This window comes from Janthinobacterium sp. PC23-8, from assembly GCF_002250505.1.
In the GTDB taxonomy this organism is placed as follows: domain Bacteria; phylum Pseudomonadota; class Gammaproteobacteria; order Burkholderiales; family Burkholderiaceae_D; genus Janthinobacterium.
The window spans coordinates 2,375,066-2,394,508 of sequence record NZ_NJGY01000001.1 but is presented as its reverse complement, the minus strand read 5'-3'; the positions used below and the strand labels follow the sequence as shown (position 1 = coordinate 2,394,508).

Annotated in this window: 17 protein-coding genes; 8 read left to right on the top strand and 9 right to left on the bottom strand. The window is 63.6% G+C overall.

The genetic code is table 11. The features are described from left to right. Position 1: 1 nt before the first annotated feature. From CD932_RS10270 to CD932_RS10230, 9 genes are read right to left on the bottom strand one after another with little or no spacing between them, the layout of a single operon-like run. Positions 2-2,014 carry an acetyl/propionyl/methylcrotonyl-CoA carboxylase subunit alpha gene (locus tag CD932_RS10270; RefSeq protein WP_094442550.1) on the bottom strand — a complete coding sequence of 671 codons (2,013 nt, stop codon included), beginning with the start codon at positions 2,012-2,014 and terminating at the stop codon, positions 2-4. Between the two features lie 56 nt (positions 2,015-2,070). Further along, complete coding sequence (gene bioB, locus CD932_RS10265; protein ID WP_094442549.1) at positions 2,071-3,117, bottom strand: biotin synthase BioB; 1,047 nt, start codon at positions 3,115-3,117, stop codon at positions 2,071-2,073. A gap of 25 nt (positions 3,118-3,142) precedes the next feature. Then, on the bottom strand, positions 3,143-3,940 hold the full coding sequence (gene bioD / locus CD932_RS10260) for a dethiobiotin synthase (RefSeq protein WP_094442548.1): 798 nt from the start codon (positions 3,938-3,940) through the stop codon (positions 3,143-3,145). Beyond that, positions 3,927-5,126, bottom strand: a complete 1,200-nt coding sequence (gene bioF, locus CD932_RS10255) for an 8-amino-7-oxononanoate synthase (protein ID WP_094442547.1) — start codon at positions 5,124-5,126, stop codon at positions 3,927-3,929. Before bioF ends, bioD begins: the two co-directional genes overlap by 14 nt. A 1-nt stretch (position 5,127) precedes the next feature. Beyond that, positions 5,128-6,456 carry an adenosylmethionine--8-amino-7-oxononanoate transaminase gene (bioA, locus tag CD932_RS10250; protein WP_094442546.1) on the bottom strand — a complete coding sequence of 443 codons (1,329 nt, stop codon included), beginning with the start codon at positions 6,454-6,456 and terminating at the stop codon, positions 5,128-5,130. Positions 6,457-6,486: 30 nt separating this feature from the next. Continuing rightward, on the bottom strand, positions 6,487-7,275 hold the full coding sequence (locus tag CD932_RS10245; protein ID WP_094442545.1) for an enoyl-CoA hydratase/isomerase family protein: 789 nt from the start codon (positions 7,273-7,275) through the stop codon (positions 6,487-6,489). A 26-nt stretch (positions 7,276-7,301) separates the two neighbouring features. Next, positions 7,302-8,924 carry a carboxyl transferase domain-containing protein gene (locus CD932_RS10240; protein ID WP_094442544.1) on the bottom strand — a complete coding sequence of 541 codons (1,623 nt, stop codon included), beginning with the start codon at positions 8,922-8,924 and terminating at the stop codon, positions 7,302-7,304. A 40-nt stretch (positions 8,925-8,964) separates the two neighbouring features. Further along, positions 8,965-9,417: a YchJ family protein gene (locus tag CD932_RS10235; RefSeq protein ID WP_094442543.1), complete on the bottom strand. Its 453-nt coding sequence runs from the start codon at positions 9,415-9,417 to the stop codon at positions 8,965-8,967. A gap of 59 nt (positions 9,418-9,476) precedes the next feature. Then, a complete protein-coding gene (locus CD932_RS10230) occupies positions 9,477-10,724 on the bottom strand; it encodes a D-amino acid dehydrogenase (protein ID WP_094442542.1) in 1,248 nt (415 codons plus the stop codon). Between the two features lie 229 nt (positions 10,725-10,953). Between CD932_RS10230 and CD932_RS10225 the strand changes: the two genes are divergently transcribed. The 8 genes from CD932_RS10225 to CD932_RS10190 all read left to right on the top strand — a co-directional run bounded on the left by CD932_RS10225 (position 10,954) and on the right by CD932_RS10190 (position 19,220). Beyond that, complete coding sequence (locus CD932_RS10225) at positions 10,954-11,694, top strand: GntR family transcriptional regulator (RefSeq protein WP_094442541.1); 741 nt, start codon at positions 10,954-10,956, stop codon at positions 11,692-11,694. A 90-nt stretch (positions 11,695-11,784) separates the two neighbouring features. Beyond that, a complete protein-coding gene (locus CD932_RS10220; protein ID WP_094442540.1) occupies positions 11,785-12,666 on the top strand; it encodes an N-acetylmuramic acid 6-phosphate etherase in 882 nt (293 codons plus the stop codon). A 45-nt stretch (positions 12,667-12,711) separates the two neighbouring features. After that, positions 12,712-14,016 (top strand): MFS transporter, encoded by a 1,305-nt coding sequence (locus CD932_RS10215; RefSeq protein WP_094442539.1) that lies wholly within the window; start codon positions 12,712-12,714, stop codon positions 14,014-14,016. Between the two features lie 131 nt (positions 14,017-14,147). Further along, positions 14,148-15,767 (top strand): glycoside hydrolase family 10 protein, encoded by a 1,620-nt coding sequence (locus CD932_RS10210; protein WP_094443570.1) that lies wholly within the window; start codon positions 14,148-14,150, stop codon positions 15,765-15,767. A gap of 80 nt (positions 15,768-15,847) precedes the next feature. Beyond that, positions 15,848-16,771: a BadF/BadG/BcrA/BcrD ATPase family protein gene (locus CD932_RS10205; protein WP_254926542.1), complete on the top strand. Its 924-nt coding sequence runs from the start codon at positions 15,848-15,850 to the stop codon at positions 16,769-16,771. Positions 16,772-16,798: 27 nt separating this feature from the next. Continuing rightward, positions 16,799-17,617: an N-acetylmuramoyl-L-alanine amidase gene (locus CD932_RS10200; protein WP_094442537.1), complete on the top strand. Its 819-nt coding sequence runs from the start codon at positions 16,799-16,801 to the stop codon at positions 17,615-17,617. Between the two features lie 86 nt (positions 17,618-17,703). Further along, complete coding sequence (locus CD932_RS10195; RefSeq protein WP_094442536.1) at positions 17,704-18,606, top strand: LysR family transcriptional regulator; 903 nt, start codon at positions 17,704-17,706, stop codon at positions 18,604-18,606. After that, complete coding sequence (locus CD932_RS10190) at positions 18,606-19,220, top strand: M15 family metallopeptidase (protein ID WP_094442535.1); 615 nt, start codon at positions 18,606-18,608, stop codon at positions 19,218-19,220. Before CD932_RS10195 ends, CD932_RS10190 begins: the two co-directional genes overlap by 1 nt. Positions 19,221-19,443: the final 223 nt, after the last annotated feature.

Sequence of the window (19,443 nt, the reverse complement as noted above, 5' to 3'; positions counted from 1 at the left end):
CCTATGCCGCTGCCTTGAAGGCCAGCAGCGGCGCGCCGTCGGCCACCTGGTCGCCGACTGCATACAGCACGTCTTCCACCAGGCCGTCGTGCGGCGCGGCGATGGTGTGCTCCATCTTCATCGCTTCCATGATCACCAAAGGCTCGCCCTTTTTCACGTCCTGGCCTTTGCCCACCAGTACGGCGACCACCTTGCCCGGCATCGGCGCCGTCAGGCGACCGCCTTCGGCTTCCGCTTCGCCGGCATGTGCCATCGGGTCGTTGTACTGCAAGGTGTAATGCACGCCGCCCGTAAACACGTGAAATTGCTCGCCGTCGCGGTGCACGGTGCCGTGCACGGCGCGTTCGCCGAGTTTCACATGCAATTGCTGGCCGTCGCGCGCCGAGAGGCGCAAGCGCTGGCCGTTGAACAGCCAGCCGTCTGCCTGATAAGCGATGCGTGTTGCATATGCCTTGGTTTCGCCGGCCATGGAAAACTCATCGGCAAACGACAAGGTGCGCCCCAGGGTGCTGTTCAAACGCCAGCCCAGCGCATCGCCCCACGGGCCGCTGCCCTGGCTGGCGGCCGCTTCCTGCGTCAGCAGCGCCACGGCAGCCAGGGCCAGCGCCGTATCGGGCGCGGCCTGCGGGGCCGGGAACAGTGCTTCGTGATGGCGCTCGATCAGGCCCGTGTCGAGGTCGGCGTTGGCAAACGCTTCGCCTTCGACCAGGCGTTTCAGGAAGGCGATATTGCTGGCCAGGCCGACGATCTGGTAGTCGGCCAGCGCCTGCGCCATGCGCGCCAGCGCCTCGCGGCGGTCCGCGCCCCAGACGATCAGCTTGGCGATCATCGGGTCGTAGAATGGCGAAATGGCGTCACCCTCGCGCACGCCCGAATCGATGCGCACGCCGGCCGGAACCGGCGTGCCACCGAGTTCGAACGTCACCGCTTGCGGCGAGCGCAGATGGCGCAAGGTGCCGATCGACGGCAGGAAACCCTTCTCCGGATTTTCCGCATAAATGCGCGCTTCGATGGCGTGGCCGTGGATGGCCAGCTCGCCTTGCGTTTTCGGCAGCGGCTCGCCAAAGGCGACGCGCAGCTGCCACTCGACCAGGTCGGTGCCGGTGATCATTTCGGTCACCGGATGCTCGACCTGCAGGCGCGTGTTCATCTCCATGAAGTAGAACGAGCCGTCCTGGTTGGCGATGAATTCCACCGTGCCGGCACCCACATAGCCGACGGCTTTGGCGGCGGCGACTGCCGCTTCGCCCATGGCGGCGCGGCGTTCAAGCGGCATGCCCGGCGCCGGCGCTTCTTCCAGCACCTTCTGGTGGCGGCGCTGCACCGAGCAGTCACGCTCGAACAGGTAGATGCAGTTGCCCAGGGTATCGGCAAACACCTGGATTTCGATATGGCGCGGGCGCGACAGGTATTTTTCGGCCAGCACCTTGTCGTCGCCAAAAGAGCTGATCGCTTCGCGCTTGCACGAGGCCAGCGCGGCCTTGAAGTCCAGCGAATTGTCGATCACGCGCATGCCCTTGCCGCCGCCGCCGGCCGACGCTTTCAGCAGCACCGGGTAGCCGATCTGGTCAGCCTGCGCGTGCAAAAAGTCCGCATCCTGATTCTCGCCGTGGTAGCCGGGCACCAGCGGCACCTTGGCTTTTTCCATCAGCGACTTGGCCGCCGATTTCGAGCCCATGGCGCGCATGGCCGATGCCGGCGGGCCGATGAATACCAGGCCCGCTGCCGCGCAAGCGTCGGCAAAGTCGGCGTTCTCGGACAAAAATCCGTAGCCCGGATGAATCGCCTGCGCGCCCGTGGCCAGCGCCACGGCGATGATCTTGTCGCCGCACAGATAGCTTTCCTTGGCCGGCGCCGGGCCAAGCAAAACGGCTTCATCGCACACGGCGACATGTTTGGCATTGGCGTCCGCCTCGGAATACACGGCGACCGTCCGCACGCCCATGCGGCGCGCGGTGGCGGCCACACGGCAAGCGATTTCGCCACGGTTGGCGATCAGGATTTTAGTGAACATGGTCTCTCTCTTTGCAGCTCGTGGCTGGAAGTTTTTTTTGTTGGGGTCAGACCGGCTCAGCAGCCGCACTTCTCTTTCTGCACCGATTCGAGCATCGCGCCGCGCGTCTGCAGGCCGAGCTTGCCCAGCAAGACACGGTCATCTTCCGCTTCCGGATTGTCGGTGGTGAGCAGCTTGTCGCCGTAGAAAATCGAATTGGCGCCGGCCAGGAAACACATCGCCTGCACCGCTTCGCCCATCTGGCGTCGGCCGGCCGACAGGCGCACGCGCGCTTTCGGCATGGTGATGCGGGCGACCGCAATGGTGCGCACGAATTCGAACGGGTCCAGCGCTTCGATGCCAAACAACGGCGTGCCTTCCACCTGCACCAGGTGGTTGACGGGCACCGATTCCGGATACGGATTCAGGTTGGCCAGCTGGGCGATCAGGCCGGCGCGTTGCAAACGCGTCTCGCCCATGCCGACGATGCCGCCGCAGCATACTTTCAGGCCTGCTTCGCGCACCCTGCCCAGGGTGTCAAGGCGGTCCTGGTATTGACGGGTCGAGATCACGTTGTCGTAGAACTCGGGCGCCGTATCGAGGTTATGGTTGTAGAAATCGAGGCCGGCGTTTTTCAGGCGGTCGGCCTGGCCCTCTTCCAGCATGCCCAGGGTGGCGCAGGTTTCCAGGCCCAGGGCCTTGACCTTGCTGACCATTTCTTCGACTTTTTCCATGTCGCGGTCCTTCGGGCCGCGCCAGGCGGCGCCCATGCAAAAACGCGTGGCGCCGTTGGCCTTGGCCTGGCGCGCGGCGTCGAGCACGGTGTCGATGTCGAGGATTTTTTTCGCTTCCACGCCGGTGTCGTAGCGCGCCGCCTGCGGGCAGTAGCCGCAGTCTTCCTCGCAGCCGCCGGTCTTGATCGACAACAGGGTCGCCAGTTCCACGTCGCCGTCCGGGAAGTTGGCGCGGTGGGTTTGCTGGGCCTTGAACATCAGGTCGTTGAACGGCAGGTCGAACAGGGCCAGCACGTCGGCGACGGGCCAGGTGGCCGCTTCGGGCACGGTAATGCGTGCCGCCGGGCGGTGCAGTTCGACGGTTTTTGCTGCTTCTTGGATGAATGACATCGTGATTCCTTGGTTTTCGTTGACTTCAATTGTCGGGATGTTGCATCGGCCAGTTCGGCAGGCCGGTAAAATCGAGATGCGACGCCGCCTCTGCGGCGCTCGGCTGCGCCAGGCGCGGCACCTTGCCCAGCAGCGGCGCGGGGATGCGTTCGATCAGCGCATCGATATTTTCGTCGATAAAGCGCATTTCGACTTCCAGCGTATTGGCAACCCAGCCGATCACGGTCAAGCCGCGCGCTTCGATCGCTTCGAGCGTCAGCAGGGCCTGGTTGATGCAGCCGAGGCGCATGCCGACCACCAGAATCACCGGCAGGTCCAGCTGCTGCGCCAGGTCGGCCGTGTCAAAATTGGCGGACAGCGGCACGCGAAAGCCGCCCACGCCTTCGACCACCACCGCGTCCGAGGCGGCCGCCACTTCCAGGTAGGCGGCCAGGATCGGCACCGGATCGATGGTCACGCCTTCGAGGGCGGCGGCGATATGCGGCGCGGCCGGCTCCCTGAACATGTAGGGCGTGGTGATATTGGGCAGCAGGGTGACGTTGCCGGCTGCTTTAAGGCTGTCGGCGTCGTCATTATGCAGCGCGCCATCGCGCAGTTCGGCGCCGGCGGCCACCGGCTTCATGCCGCAGGCGCGCACGCCGCGTTGTACCAGCGCGTGCAGCAGCGCCGACGAGGTCAGCGTCTTGCCGATTTCCGTATCGGTGCCGGTGACGAAACAGGCAAAGCGCGACGGCAGTGCGGCCGCCACCGGCACCGCTTCCACGGCCGGTTCCAGCTCGCTCACGTCGGCCGTGCCCACGACCACGGGATCATTCAAGCTCATGGCGCGTCCTTTCCAGGTTATTGACTGCATTGATCAATCGTTCCACCTGCTGCGCGGTGTGGCCGGCAGACAGGGTCACGCGCAGGCGGGCCGTGCCCACCGGTACGGTCGGCGGGCGGATCGCGCCGACCCACAGGCCCTCCTGGTACAGGCTGGCGGCGATCTCCATCATCGCGGCGTTCTCGCCGATGATCACGGGCTGGATCGCGGTGTTTGACGCCAGCGGCTGCCAGTGCCGCAGCTGCAGGCCGGCGTTCCATTGTGCCACCAGCGCCTGCAAATGCGCGCGGCGCTGCCGGCCCTCTTCGCCGGCGATGATATCCAGGCTGGCCAGCAGCGCATGGGCCATTGCCGGTGGCGCGGCGGTGGTAAAGATATACGGGCGCGCCTTCTGGATCAGCGTGTCGATCACGGCTTCATGCGCGCAAACAAAGGCGCCGCCGACGCCGGCCGACTTGCCCAGCGTGCCCACATATACCAGGTGCGGCGAATGCAGATCAAAATGTTCGAGCGCGCCACGGCCATGCTGGCCCAGAGCGCCAAAGCCGTGCGCATCGTCGACCACCAGCCAGGCGCCGTATTGTTCGCACAGGGCCAGCAGCGCTGGCAGGGGTGCCATGTCGCCGTCCATGCTGAACACGCTGTCGGTGACGACGATTTTTGTGGCGGCACGGCTGGCCGCCAGCAGGGCCGCCAAGGCAGCGAGATCGGCGTGCGGGTAGACGCGCGTGGTCGCGCGCGCCAGGCGCGTGCCGTCGATCAACGAGGCGTGATTGAGCGCTTCCGAAAAAAATTCGGTATCCTTGTCGTCCGCCGCCAGGCCCGTCAGCACGGCCAGGTTGGCCATATAGCCGGTGCAGAAATACAGGGCGCGCGCCGACGCCAGGTTGGGGCCGACAAATGCGGCCAGCCGCTCTTCCAGCAGCGCGTGGGCGCGGCTGTGGCCGCTGATCAGGTGCGAGGCGCCGCTGCCGGCGCCATACAGGTCGGCGCCTTCCTTCAAGGCCGCGACGATGCGCGGATGCGAGGCCAGGCCCAGGTAATCATTGCTGCAAAAGGCCAGCATCTCGCGGCCATCGACGCTGATGCGCGGCGCGCAGGGTGTCTCGACCGTGCGGCGCCGGCGTATCAGGCTGCGCTCTTCGAGTGTCTGCAACTGCTGTTGCAAGCGTGTGATCAGTTCCATCTCACGCTCCGATCACGTGGTTGAACACGGCCAGCGTCTGCCGGCCCACGCCGTCGATCTGCTCGTCGTCGAGGATATACGGCGGCATCAGGTAGACAGTGGAACCGATGGGACGCATCAAGAGTTCATGCTCGAGCGCCGTGCTGAAAAAGCGGCGCGAAAAATCGGGTGCCGCGTCCACCGCGTCAAATGCCCAGATCATGCCCCGCTGCCTGAAGTGTTTTACCTTTTCGTGCTGTGCCAGCGGCACCAAAGCCTGCGTGATCCTGTCGGCGCGTTTTTGGTTATTGATCAGCACCTCGTCTTCCTCGAAGATGGCCAAGGTCGCCAGCGCGGCGCGGCAAGCCAGCGGATTGCCCGTGTACGAGTGCGAATGCAGAAAGCCGCGGCGCACGTCGGTGCTGTAGAAGGCCTGGTAGATCTCCTCGCGCGTCATCACCAGGGACAGCGGCAGGTAGCCGCCGCTGATGCCTTTTGACAGACACACGAAATCGGGCCAGATGCCGGCCTGTTCGCAGGCGAAAAAGGTGCCGGTACGGCCGCAGCCGACGGCGATTTCGTCGAGGATCAGATGCACCTGGTAGCGGTTGCACAGCGCACGCACCAGCGACAGGTACAAAGGGTCATGCATGGCCATGCCGGTCGCGCATTGCACCAGCGGCTCGATGATGATGGCGGCGATGTTGCCGGCTTTTTGCTGGAACAGCAGTTCGACTTCGGCGGCCGCGCGGCGCGCCACGTCCTGCGCCGTTTCACCTTCCTGCGCCTGGCGAAAGTCCGGCGACATCACCGTCTGCGTGGCGCGCAGCAGCGGGCCATAGGCGTCCTTGAACAGGGCCACGTCGGTGACGGCCAGCGCGCCGATGGTCTCGCCGTGGTAGCTGCCTTTCAGGCAAACGAATTCCTGCTTGTCGCTTTTCCCGCTGTTGCGCCACGCATGAAAACTCATTTTCAGCGCAATTTCCACGGCCGAGGCGCCATCGGACGCATAAAAACTGTGACCGAGCACGCCGCCGGTCAAGGCCGACAGCTTTTCAGACAGTTCGATCACCGGTTCGTGGGTAAAGCCGGCCAGCATGGCGTGTTCCAGCCGGTCCAGCTGGTCTTTCAGCGCGCCGTTGATGCGCGGGTTGGCGTGGCCGAACAAATTCACCCACCAGGAGCTGATGGCGTCGAGGTAACGCCGGCCGTCGTGGTCGTACAGCCAGGCGCCGCGGCCATGGCTGACGGGGATCAACGGTACAGATTCATGGTGCTGCATCTGCGTGCACGGATGCCACACGCTGCGCAGGCTGCGTTCCACCCATGCCGATTGTTTTTCTGATTTCAAAGCTGCTCCAATGATTTGTTAGTCCATGCGCTAGCCCATGAGCCAACCCGGCTTGCGCTTGTCCAGGAACGCCTGCACGCCTTCGCGCCCCTGTTCCGAGGCGCGGATCTGCGCGATGCGTTCGGCGGTGTCCTGCAACAGTGCATCGTCGACGGGTTGGCCGGCGATCTCGCGCACCAGCTGCTTCGCTTGCGCCGCCGCGTGCGGGCTGTTGCCCGTCAGTGATTTCAGCACTTCTGCGGTTTTCGCGTCCAGTGCGCTGGCCTCGACTACCTCGTGGGCAAAGCCGATGCGCAGCGCCTCGCGGGCAGTGAATCGCTCGGCGGAGATAAAGTAGCGGCGCGCCGCCTGTTCGCCCATGGCCTTGATGACATACGGTGAAATGGTGGCCGGGATCAGGCCCAGCCGCACTTCGCTCAGGCAGAATTGCACGTCTTCCGCAGCCAGGATGATATCGCATGCGGCGACCAAGCCCATGCCGCCGGCATAACAGTCGCCCTGGACCTTGGCCACCACCGGCTTCGGGCACATATAAATCGTGCGCAGCATCTGCGCCAGCTGCAGCGCGTCGGCCTGATTTTCGGCATGCGTATAGCCGGCCATTTTCTTCATCCAGTGCAGGTCCGCGCCGGCGCAAAAGGCCGCGCCATTGGCGGCCAGCACGATGGCGCGCACCATGTCGCTGCGGCCCAGGCCTTCGAAGGCACGCGTGAGTTCGGCGATGGTCGTTTCGTTGAAGGCGTTGCGCACGTCGGGACGGTTCATGGTCACGGTGGCGACATTGCCTTCGATGACCAGTTTCAGGGTTTCAAATTCCATGGTATTTTCCTTCTCTTACATGCCGGTTACATGCGAAATACGCCGAACTTCGTCTCGGGAATTTCCGCGTTGAGCGCCGCCGACAGGCCCAGGCCCAGCACCATGCGGGTGTCGGCCGGGTCGATCACGCCATCGTCCCACAGGCGCGCAGTCGCATAGTAGGGGTGGCCCTGGTGTTCGTACTGGTCCTTGATCGGCTGCTTGAAGGCCGCTTCCTCGTCCGCGCTCCAGGCACCGCCCTTGCCCTCGATGCCGTCGCGTTTTACTGTTGCCAGCACCGACGCGGCCTGGTCGCCACCCATCACGGAAATGCGCGCATTGGGCCACATCCACAGGAAGCGCGGCGAAAACGCGCGGCCGCACATGCCGTAGTTGCCGGCGCCAAAACTGCCGCCGATAATCACCGTGAACTTCGGCACGGCGGCGGTGGCCACGGCGGTCACCATCTTGGCGCCATTGCGGGCGATGCCCTCGTTTTCGTATTTGCGCCCGACCATGAAGCCGGTGATATTTTGCAAAAACACCAGCGGGATCTTGCGCTGGCAGCACAGTTCGATGAAGTGCGTGCCCTTCAGGGCCGACTCGGAAAACAGAATGCCGTTGTTGGCGATGATGCCGACCGCGATGCCGTGGATATGGGCAAAGCCGCAGATCAGGGTGGTGCCGTAGCGGGCCTTGAATTCGTCGAAGTCGCTGGCGTCGACGATGCGGGCGATTACTTCGCGCACATCGAATGGTTTGCGCGTATCGACGGGAATGACGCCATACAGCTCCTGCGGCGGGTAGTTCGGCTCCCGCGATTCGCGCAGCGCCATCTGCTGCGGTTTCGTGCGGTTCAGGTTTGAAACGATGGTGCGCGCCAGCGACAGCGCGTGCAAATCGTTCTGCGCCAGGTGGTCGACCACGCCCGACAAGCGCGTATGCACGTCGCCGCCGCCCAGGTCTTCGGCCGTCACCACTTCGCCGGTGGCCGCTTTCACCAACGGCGGGCCGCCGAGGAAAATCGTGCCCTGCTCCTTGACGATGATCGACTCGTCGCTCATGGCCGGCACGTAGGCGCCGCCGGCCGTGCAAGAACCCATCACCACGGCGATCTGCGCAATGCCCTTGGCCGACAGCTTCGCCTGATTGTAAAAAATGCGGCCGAAATGGTCGCGGTCGGGGAACACATCGTCCTGGTTCGGCAGGTTGGCGCCGCCCGAGTCGACCAGGTAGATGCAGGGCAGCTTGTTCTGGTCGGCGATTTCCTGGGCCCGCAAATGTTTTTTCACCGTCATCGGATAATAGGTGCCGCCCTTGACGGTGGCGTCGTTACAGACGATCACGCATTCCTGGCCCGAGACCCGGCCGATGCCGGTGATGATGCCGGCGGCGGGCGCCGCGTCGACGCCGTTGGCGTCCTGGTACATGGCATAGGCCGCCATCTGGGAAAACTCGAGGAAGGGCGTGCCGGGATCGAGCAGCATTTGCACGCGGTCGCGCGGCAGCAGTTTGCCGCGCGCCAGATGCTTGGCGGCCGCCGCTTCGCCGCCACCGGCCGCGATTTTTTCCACCTTGTCGCGCAAATCGTCGACGATGGCCTGCATGGCGGCCACGTTGGCCTTGAAATCGTCGCTGCGCGGATTGAGTTTGCTTTCGATGTGCGGCATTGCGGTTCCTTTTTATTCTCGCCCGGTCTCTCGGGTCGCGCTATTCGGGAAAACTGCCGTCGAGATAAAGCCAGCGCAGGGCGCCATCGCGCTCCTTGTCCGCTTCGCGCACGAAGCGGCTCACTTCATGCAGGCGATGCGCGCGGCCCCTGACCTTGTAGCGGGCGACGAATTCGACGGTATCGTGGTTGCTCTCTTCGGCCTGATTGGCATATTCTGCTTTACGTTGACGTAAACGTAAAGCAGATTTTACCTCAAGTCCCAACCACTGTACTGTTTCTTCTTCGGCAAACAAGGCGTCGCCCGGGCGGGTGCTGGCGTGCCAGGTGGCGCGCAGATACGGCTCGTCGCGCAAGGTAAAGGCCGTGTAGCGCGAGCGCATCAGGGTTTCGGCCGTCGGCGGCAGGGCGGTACCGGCGATATACGGGCCGCAGCAGCCGGCATAGGCGCCACCGCCGCAGGGGCAGGCAGCAGAGGGGGAAGAGTTGGACATGCGATAGGCGGCAAGAGCGGAAAGTTCCGCAATTATCCGCCATAAGGGACGGGCGCGTGCTATGTCTTCGGAGCCAGGCAGTCCAGCGCGAACGGCGGCGTCTTGCCGGCCATCAGGTCGGCCAGGATGCGCGCCGTGCCGGCCGCAAAGGTAAAGCCCAGCGGGCCATGGCCCACGTTCAGCCACAGATTGGCGACTTTGCTGGCGCCCACCAGCGGCGCGCTGTTCGGCGTGGCGGGCCGCAAGCCGGCCCAGGCCGTGGCGTGCTCGTAGTCGGCCGCCTGCGGCATGGCCTCGCGCGCCAGCCGCTTGAGTCCGGCGATACGGCCAGGATCGATGCGGGTGTCGGCGCCCACCATGTCGACCATGGCCGCCACGCGCAAGCTGCCTTTGATGCGCGCATACAGCACCTTGCGCTCGAAATCGGTAATGCTGATCTCGGGCGCCAGGTGGTGCGCGCGCACGGGCGCCGTCAGGCTGTAGCCTTTCAAGGGATACAGCGGCAGATAGATGCCGGCGCTGGCGGCCAGGTCGCGGCTCTGGATGCCTGCCGCCAGCACATATTGATCGGCTTTCATCCGGCCCAGGCTGGTCTCGAGCCCTGCCACCTTGCCGTTGCGCAGCACCAATTTGTACGCTTCGCCCTTGAGCAGCAGCGCGCAATTCGGGTGCTGGCGCAGCCGTGTTTCGAGCGCCAGGCAAAACGCGTGGCAGTCGGCCACCGCTTCGCCTTCCGTAAAGATGGCGCCAGCCAGCGATTCTTGCAGCGCGGCCAGCGCCGGCTCGCGCCGCACCGCCTGCGCGGGGGTGAGCACCAGGCGCGTTTCCGATGCGGCACGGCTCACGGCGCGCTGGAACATCGCCTGTGAACGGTAGATGATGAGTTTGCCCGCATCGCGCCAGGCATAGGCCTCGGGCGGCACCGCCAGTTCCAGCTGCGCCATGCCGGCGCGGCTCAGTTCGCCCAGTTCCAGCAGCTTGGCGGTGGTGCTGGCATTGCTGGCGGCGTTACAGTTGCACAAAAAACTGGCCAGCCAGCGCCACTGGCGCCAGTCCGCTTCCGGGCGGAAGCGCAGCGGGCCATCTTTGCGCAGCAGCCATTGCAGCGCTTTCAGGGGCACGCCGGCATCGGCCAGCGGCGCCACATAGCGGTAGCTGAGCTGTCCGCCATTGCGGTAGCTGGCGGCGATGCCGACCTGTTCGTTGCGTTCCAGTAAAGTGACCTTGTAGCCAGCTTCGGCCAGCCACCAGGCCGACGTCAGGCCGACGACGCCGCCACCGATAATGATGACTTGTTGTTGCTGCATGCTGCCTCGCTGCGTAGGTGCCCCCATGGCGCGGGAGCATTCGGTGAGAGCTTAGAGGCTGGCCATCGGGCGAGCCAATGAAACATCATGGTGCGGCCATAACTTACAGGAATGCACCATTCTGATGCAGCACATGGCCGCTATTGATGTCTGTTTTCCATTTATTGCTGGGCGGCGCGCTCCCCGCCAGCGCCATCGCCATTACACTACACGCACGAGGAGAACGGTAATGCGCCAGACCAGTATGGAACGCAAGGTCGATTTGAATGACAATTCGCCTTTATATATGCAGATCGCCCGCAAGCTGGGCGATGACGTACGCAATGGCCGCTACCAGGTAGACCAGGCCCTGCCGTCCGAACGCACGCTGTCCGAGTTGCTCGACGTTTCGCGGGTGACCGCGCGCAAGGCTATCGATCAGCTGGTCGAGCAGGGCCTGGTGGTGCGCCGCCGTGGGTCGGGCAACTATATTGCGCCGCGCATCGAGCAGACGCTGTCGAACCTGTCGAGTTTTTCGGAACAGTTGCAGCAGCGCGGCTACCGGGCCGGTTCGCGCTGGCTCCGGCGCGAAGTGGTGATCGCCAGCAGCGACGAACAGCTGAGCCTGGGCCTGGCGCACAACACCAAGGTGGCGCGCCTGGAGCGCTTGCGTCTGGCCGACGACGTGGTGATGGCCTACGAGGTCAGCGTGCTGCCCTTCGGCGTGCTGCCGGACCCGGCCGCCGTCGGCGACTCGCTGTACGCCTACCTGGCGCAGATCAACAAGTCGCCCGTGCGCGCGCTGCAGCATATCCGCGCCATCAACGCCACCGGCGTGCTGGCCAGGCGGCTGGGCGTGCCCGACGGCCAGGCCGTGCTGTTCATTACCCGCCTCGCCTACCTTGAATCAGGTGAAGCGGTGGAACTCACGCATTCGTATTGCCGCAGCGACCATTATGATTTCGTGGAGGAGATGCGCAGAGCTCCATAAGCTCCTGTTATGCTTGTTCGCCATCCTTTCATGGCTGGCTGTGCTCGTTGGTATTACACTGGTTTTATCGTTCAACCATGTCCATGAGTCATGTTAAAAACTGAAACCCCGAGCACCCGGCATGCGGAACTCGATCTGTATCCAACTGACAAGTTGGTTGCCGCCCTGGTCGATGACCAGTTCCAGGCCGTCGAGGCCGTGCGGCTGGCCTCGCCACAGATCACGGCAGCCATCACGGCGGCCCTGCCCCGCATCGCCGCCGGTGGCCGGCTGCTGTATGTGGGCGCCGGCACTTCAGGCCGGCTGGGCGTGCTCGACAGTGTAGAACTGAACCCCACCTTTTCCTGGCCGCCCGAGCGCGCGCTGGCCCTGCTTGCCGGCGGCAACGGCGCCATGTTCGCCGCCGTCGAAGGCGCGGAAGATGATGTGGCTCAGGGTGCGGCCGATGTGCTGGCCTTGCAGCCGCAGATCAACGACGTGGTGTTGCTGCTGGCCGCGTCCGGCGCCACGCCGTATGTGCTGGGCGCCTTGCGCGCCGCGCGCGGGGCGGGTGCGCTGACGGTCGGCATCGTCAATAATGTCGATGCTCCCGTGGCCTTGCAGGCCGAGTGCGGCATTGTGCTCGATACGGGCACGGAAGTGATCTCCGGCAGCACGCGCCTGAAAGCGGGCACGGCGCAAAAGATTACCCTCAATACCATTTCCAGTGCGCTGATGGTCGGTTTGCATAAAACCTATGGAAACTTGATGGTAGACTTGAAGCCGACCAACGCCAAGCTGATCTTGCGGGCCGTCAAACTGACCATGCATGCCACCGGCGCCGGCGAAGCGCAGGCCAGAAGCGTGCTGGAGCAATGTCAGTTTCATGTCAAGGTGGCAATTGTTGCCTTGTTAAAAAAAATGACCACAGACCAGGCACAAGCATTGTTGGCCGGCGCTGGCGGCAGTGTGCGCTCGGCACTGGCCGCCTGAGCCGAGGGCGCCGCATTCTTCTGACCGGCTGACGATGAAGGATGTATGAAGCTTGTGAAACCTGCCGCTGCCGCTCCCGCGCGCGCGAAAAACCCCTGGCTGTGGGTCCCCTCGCTGTATTTCGGCCAGGGCATACCGTATGTGGTGGTCATGACGCTGTCGGTGATCATGTACAAGAATTACGGCTTTTCCAATACCGATATCGCCCTGTATACCAGCTGGCTGTACCTGCCATGGGTGATCAAGCCGCTGTGGTCGCCCTTTATCGACATGTACCGCACCAAGCGTTTCTGGATCGTCGGCTTGCAACTGGTGATCGGCGCGGCGCTGGCGCTGGTCGCGCTGACCACCTCCCTGCCGCATTTTTTCCAGATCAGCCTGGCGATTTTCTGGCTGATGGCCTTCAGTTCGGCCACGCATGACATCGCGGCCGACGGCTTTTACATGCTGGGCCTGGAAGAACACCAGCAAGCGGCCTTTGTCGGCGTGCGCAGCACTTTTTATCGCCTGGCGATGATTTCCGGCCAGGGCCTGCTGGTCTACCTGGCCGGCTATCTGACGCACTCGACTGGCAGCGTACAGCTGGCCTGGTCGGTGGTGTTCGCCATCCTGGCGGGCCTGTTCGTCATGCTGTTCTTGTACCACTATTTCGTGCTGCCCAAGCCGGCGGCCGACCAACCGAGCATCGCCCATGCTGGTATTTCTCCGTTGCAGGAATTCGTCGCCACCTTTGCCTCGTTCTTCAAGAAAAAGGACATCCTGGTCATCCTGGGCTTTCTGCTGCTGTTCCGCCTCGGCGAAGCGCAGCTGCTGAAACTGGCTGCGCCCTTCCTGCTCGATCCCGTCGCCAAGGGCGGCCTGGGCCTGTCCACGGAACAAGTGGGCCTGGTCTACGGCACCATCGGCGTGCTCGCCCTGACCCTGGGTGGCTTGCTGGGCGGCTACATCATTTCGCGCTTTGGCCTCAAGCGTTGCCTGTGGGTCATGGTGCTGTCGGTGCATCTGCCCGACCTGGTCTTCGTCTACCTGGCCACTGCCCTGCCCGGCAATATCTATCTGATCGCTGGCGGCATCGCGCTGGAACAGTTCGGCTACGGCTTCGGCTTTGCTTCCTATATGTTGTACATGATCATGGTCTCGGACGGCGCCCACAAGACGGCCCATTACGCCATCTGTACCGGTTTCATGGCGCTGGGCATGATGTTGCCAGGCATGGCCAGCGGCTGGATACAGCAGATGCTGGGTTACCAGCACTTCTTTATCTGGGTCTGCATTGCCACCATCCCGGCCTTTGTCATGGCGTCGCTGGTCAAGATCGATCCCGAATTCGGCAAGAAGGCCGAGGCCTGATCTTTTCAAATGTGCGCGCCCCGACACGGCCGCGCACAGTAGAATGCCCGCACCGATAGACCCTCGCCCTACCCTTGCAAGGAATTGTTTTGTTGTCTACTTTCAAAAAACGGCTGGCGACGGCCGCCGGCATGCTGGCCGCGCTGGCTGCGGCCAGCTTGCTGAGCAGCTGCACCAGTTCCCGCATGCCGGTCGATGCGACACCAGGCACTGCCGCCGTGCCGGCCGTGCCGCCCGTACTGCATATCAAGGGTGAAGTACCGCCGCCAGCGCCGCGCGAGTTTCGCGCCGCCTGGGTCTCGACGGTCGCCAATATCGACTGGCCCAGCCGCAGCAACCTGACGGTGGCCAAGCAGCAAGCTGAAGCGATCGCCATCCTCGACCGCGCCAAGTCGCTCAATCTGAACGCCATCGTGCTGCAGGTACGTCCCAGCGCCGACGCGATTTACCCGTCGCAGCTGGAGCCGTGGTCGGAATTTCTGACCGGCAAGCAAGGCCAGCCGCCACTGCCCATGTATGATCCGCTGGCCTTCTGGGTGGCGCAGGCGCATGCGCGCGGACTGGAACTGCACGCCTGGTTCAATCCCTACCGGGCCCGTCACGCCACAGCCAAGTCGCCGCTGGCGCGCGACAGCTTTGCCGTCACCCATCCGTCTTCCGTGAAACAGTATGGCCGTTATCTGTGGATGGACCCGGGCGACGCCGCCGCCTCGAAACACACGACCGACGTGGTGCTCGACGTGGTGCGCCGCTACGATATCGACGGTGTGCATATCGACGATTATTTTTATCCCTACCCGATTGATGCGCCCGGTGCCGGCGCTGGGGCGGAAACTGCCGCGCTGGACGCGGGCGGTGGCGCTGCCAAGGGCGAACTGCCGTTTCCCGACGAACCGTCGTGGCAGAAATATCTGCTTGGTGGCGGCCAGCTCGAACGCGCCGCCTGGCGCCGCCAGAATGTCAACCAGCTGATCGAAGGTTTGTATACCGGTATCCACCGCGAGAAAAGCTGGGTGCGCTTCGGTATCAGCCCATTCGGTATCGGCCGCCCCAACCTGCGTCCGCCCGGCATCGTCGGCTTCAGCCAGTACGATAAATTGTATGCGGATGCCGAACTGTGGCTGTCCAAGGGCTGGCTCGATTATCTGTCGCCGCAGCTGTACTGGCCGGTGGCCCAGGCACCGCAGGCGTTTGGCGTGCTGCTCGACTATTGGCTGGCGCAAAATCCGTATGGCCGCCACGTCTGGCCGGGCCTGTACACCAGCCGCATCGACAATACGCCCAAGTCCTTCACGCCGCAGGAAATCGTCAAGCAGGTCGAAGTGACGCGCACGCGCACGGGCGCCAACGGACAAGTGCATTTCAGCATGGCGCCCCTGATGCAGAACCGCAAGGGCATCAGCGAGCAACTGAAGGCGGGTGTCTATCAAAGCCCGGCGCTGATTCCGGCCACGCCATGGCTGGGCACGGAAGCGCCCGGCTCGCCCCTGGTGGCGATGCGGCGCGCGGGCGACGGCGTGAACGTGAAACTGACGGCCGGCGGCGGCAAGCCGGTGGCGCAGTACGCGGTGTGGGCACGCTATGGCGAGGAGTGGCGTTTCCTGGTGGTAACAGGCACGCAAGCCGAACTGAATCTGGTCGATGACGCCATCGGCAGGGTCAATGCGGTGGTGGTCAGCGCCGTCGACCGCCTGGGCAATGAAAGCCCGCGCATCACCCTGCGCCAGCCGACCTTGGTGGCGGAAAAGTAAGCGGTAGTCCATAACCTGCAGGCATGTATTATGCGCAAGCTTTCATGCCTGCCAGCCTTTTCTGGCTTTACACTCACGGCATGACTTCTTTCCATGCAACTGCTCGACTGGGCCTGGGCATCGATGCCGGCGGCACTGAAACGCGCTGGGCGCTGGCCGCAGTCGACGGCGCCATCGTCGCCAGCGGCGTGGTGGACGGCTTGTCGGCCTTGCAAATGGGCAGCGAGGCGGGCCGCGCGGCCTTGCACGCCACCTTTGCCGCCCTGAGCCGTGCCGTGCTGGCCGTCGGCCAGCCCACGCATGTGCATGCCGGTCTTACCGGTTTTGGCGGCGACGGTGCGCTGTTGGCGCAGGCCCTCGCCACTTTGCTGGCGTTGAGCACCATGGACGTGACTTTGTGCAATGATATCGAAATTGCTTACCTCGACAGTTTTGCGCCCGGCGAAGGCTATCTGGTGTATGCGGGGACGGGTTCGATTGCCGCCTGGATCGATACCGACGGCGTATTTCACCGCGCTGGCGGGCGTGGCGTGTTGTTGGATGATGGCGGCGGCGGCTACTGGATCGCGCGTGAAGCCTTGCGCCAGATCTGGCGCCGCGAAGACGAGGCGCCGGGCAGCTGGCGGGCTTCGCCGATGGCGCATGCCGTGTTTGAACAGATCGGCGGCAGCGACTGGGACAGCTCGCGCCAGTTCATGTATGGCCAGGAGCGCGGCGCGATTGGCCGGCTGGCGCTGGCCGTCGCCGCCAGCGCCGGGGCAGACCCGTTGGCGCTGGCGATCTTGCAGCGGGCCGGGCAGGAGCTGGCGCGCCTGGCCCTGGCGTTGACGGCGCGCCATGGCCGGCGTCCCGTGGTGCTGGCCGGTCGCGCGGCACAGTTGCATCCGGCAATTGCGGTAGCCATGCGCGCCGCCTTGCCGATATCATTGATGATGGAACAAAAGACGGCTCGTTCGCACGAGGCGGCCGCCCGGCTTGCCGCCAGGGCGGGCATCAAGCTGTAGATTGATTAACCCTGTGATGGATACCTTATGAAAAAAATCGCTCTTGCCTTGCTCGTTGCCCTGCTGTCAGCCTGCACCACCACCGTTCCCCAGATCGACCGCAGCCTGACGGCGCGCGGCCAGAGTCCGCGCGTGAAATTCATCGTCATCCATTACACGGTGAGCGACCTGCCCACGTCGATCAAGGTGCTCAGCGAGCAAGTCGTCAGCAGCCATTATTTGCTGACCGATACGGCCCCGGCGAAGTTCTATGCCCTGGTCGACGAATCGCGCCAGGCCAATCACGCCGGTGTCAGCAGCTGGAAGACATACACTCAGTTGAACGTCAGTTCGATCGGCATCGAGATCGTCAACCCGGGTTACAAGGACACGCCGGAAGGCCGGCTCTGGTATCCGTTCCCGCAGGTGCAGATCGACGCGTTGATTCCGCTGCTGAAGGATATCCAGGCCCGCTACAATATCGCGCCGGAAAATATCATCGGTCACAATGAAATCGCACCGCAGCGCAAGCAGGACCCGGGTCCGTTGTTCCCATGGAAGCAACTGGCCGACGCCGGCCTGATCGTCTGGCCGGACGCCACGCGCGTCGCCGCGCAACGCGTGATGTACGAGCAATCGCTGCCCGACGCCGTCTGGTTCCAGCACAAGCTGGCCGAGCACGGTTATGCCACGCCGCAGACCGGTGTGTTTGACGAAGAGACCAAAAACGTGCTGATCGCTTTCCAGATGAAGTACCGCAATACCTTGTTCAATGGCACGGCGGATGCGGAAACGGCGGCCTTGCTGCAAGTATTGACGACGCCGCTGCCGGTCGCCGCTCCTGCACCGGCTGTTGCAACCAGGTAGCATGCCATTTCAGGCCCATGACTTTTTCTACTATGCTGAACCTTTGCGGCTTCAGCGCTCAAAAGTAAAAAACGAAGGAACAAGTCATGCGGCTGCGTCATATCGAAGTTTTCCACGCCATCATGCAAGTTGGCACCATCAGCGGTGCGGCGCAAGTGCTGCATATCTCGCAGCCGGCCGTCACCAAGGTGCTGCAACATTGCGAACTGCAACTGGGCATGCCGCTGTTCGAGCGCGTGCGCGGCAAGCTCTATCCCAGGCCTGAAGCGCACCGCTTGTTTGTCGAAACGGAAAAACTCAACCGCGATCTGCTCGGTATCCGCCGCCTGGCCGCCAGCCTGAAGGGGCATGCGGTGGAAACCATCCGCCTGGTGTCGACGCCGACGATTGCCATCAGTGTCTTGCCATTCGCCATGACGGCCTGGCGCCGCGACTTTCCCCATACGCGCTGCCAACTGGCGACCCACCATACCAGCGAGATCGTCAATACCCTGCGCCTGGGGGAAGCTGACCTTGCCCTGTCGCTGCAAGACCCGCGCCATCCGGGCATCGTGGCCGAAGCAATCGCCCAGGGTGTGATGACGGTGATCGCGCCCGCCGGCACCTGGCGCGCGGCGGAGTGCGGCACGCCCCTGACGGCGCATGGCTTGACGGGCGAACTGATCGGCCACGCCGACCATGATCCGCTGGGCGAGCTGGTGCTCGCCGGCTGCGAAGCGCAGGATATCCACCCCGTGTTTTCCACCGTCGTCCAAACCTATCAGATCGCCCGTTCGCTGGTGGAAGCAGGCGCCGGCATGGCCGTGGTCGATCCCTTTACGGCCGCTTCCGGCTCGCCGGCGATGCTGCAGCGCCGGCCATGGGCGCCGGCGATACCGCTTCAACTGTATTTATTGACGGCCAGCCATTCGCCGTTGTCGCATGGTGCGCGCCGCCTGGCCGACAGCATCGGCGTGGCGGCCCGCAACTGCCTGGAAAGAGCAATGTAATGCCTGGTGCAAGCCTGCAACTGGAAGCGGTCGCCAATAATCCGCAATTTCGCCACTTGAGCAGCATCGCCGGCATCGCCGTCGACTTGCGCTATGCCACCCCCGACAATTTTGTCGGCCGCGATCTTTACAGCCCCAACGATTGCGCCTGGCTGCACCGCGATGCCGCTAGCGCACTGGAAAGCGCCGTGGCCTGGCTGGCGCTGCAAAGGCCCGATCATCATTTGCTGGTGCTCGACGCTCTGCGCCCGCAGCGGGTACAGCAGCAATTGTGGGATGCCCTGCAAGGCACGGAGTTGCTCGGCTATATCGCCGAACCGTCGCGCGGCTCCATCCATTCGTTCGGCATGGCGCTGGACATCACCATCGTCGGGCCGGATGGATTGGAACTCGATATGGGCACGGGGTTTGATGATCTGAGCGAACGCTCGCATCCGGCGCTGGAACTCAGCATGCTCGAATGCGGAGACATTAGCGAACCGCAGGTGGAGCATCGCCGGCTGTTGCGCGGAGCCATGTTCCAGGCGGGATTTTTTGGCATCAACAGCGAATGGTGGCATTTCGATTGCGGCGACCGGGTGCTGGTGCGCCAGCACTACACCCGGGTGTTGTGAGTAAAAGAAAAATACCCGGCAAAAGCCTTGCGTCCGCAGTGCCGCTTTGCTATAGTTCGCCTCCCCAATGACGCGCAGTCAAATGCAAGACAAAAGGGATAGTCTGAAAGGGCTGGAAGTAATAAAGAAGGAGTTGACGGATTGAGCGAAATGCTTCATACTCTTCCTTCTTCGCAGATGACAAACACAACGCTTTGTCGATAACGCGAAACGTAACACCGAC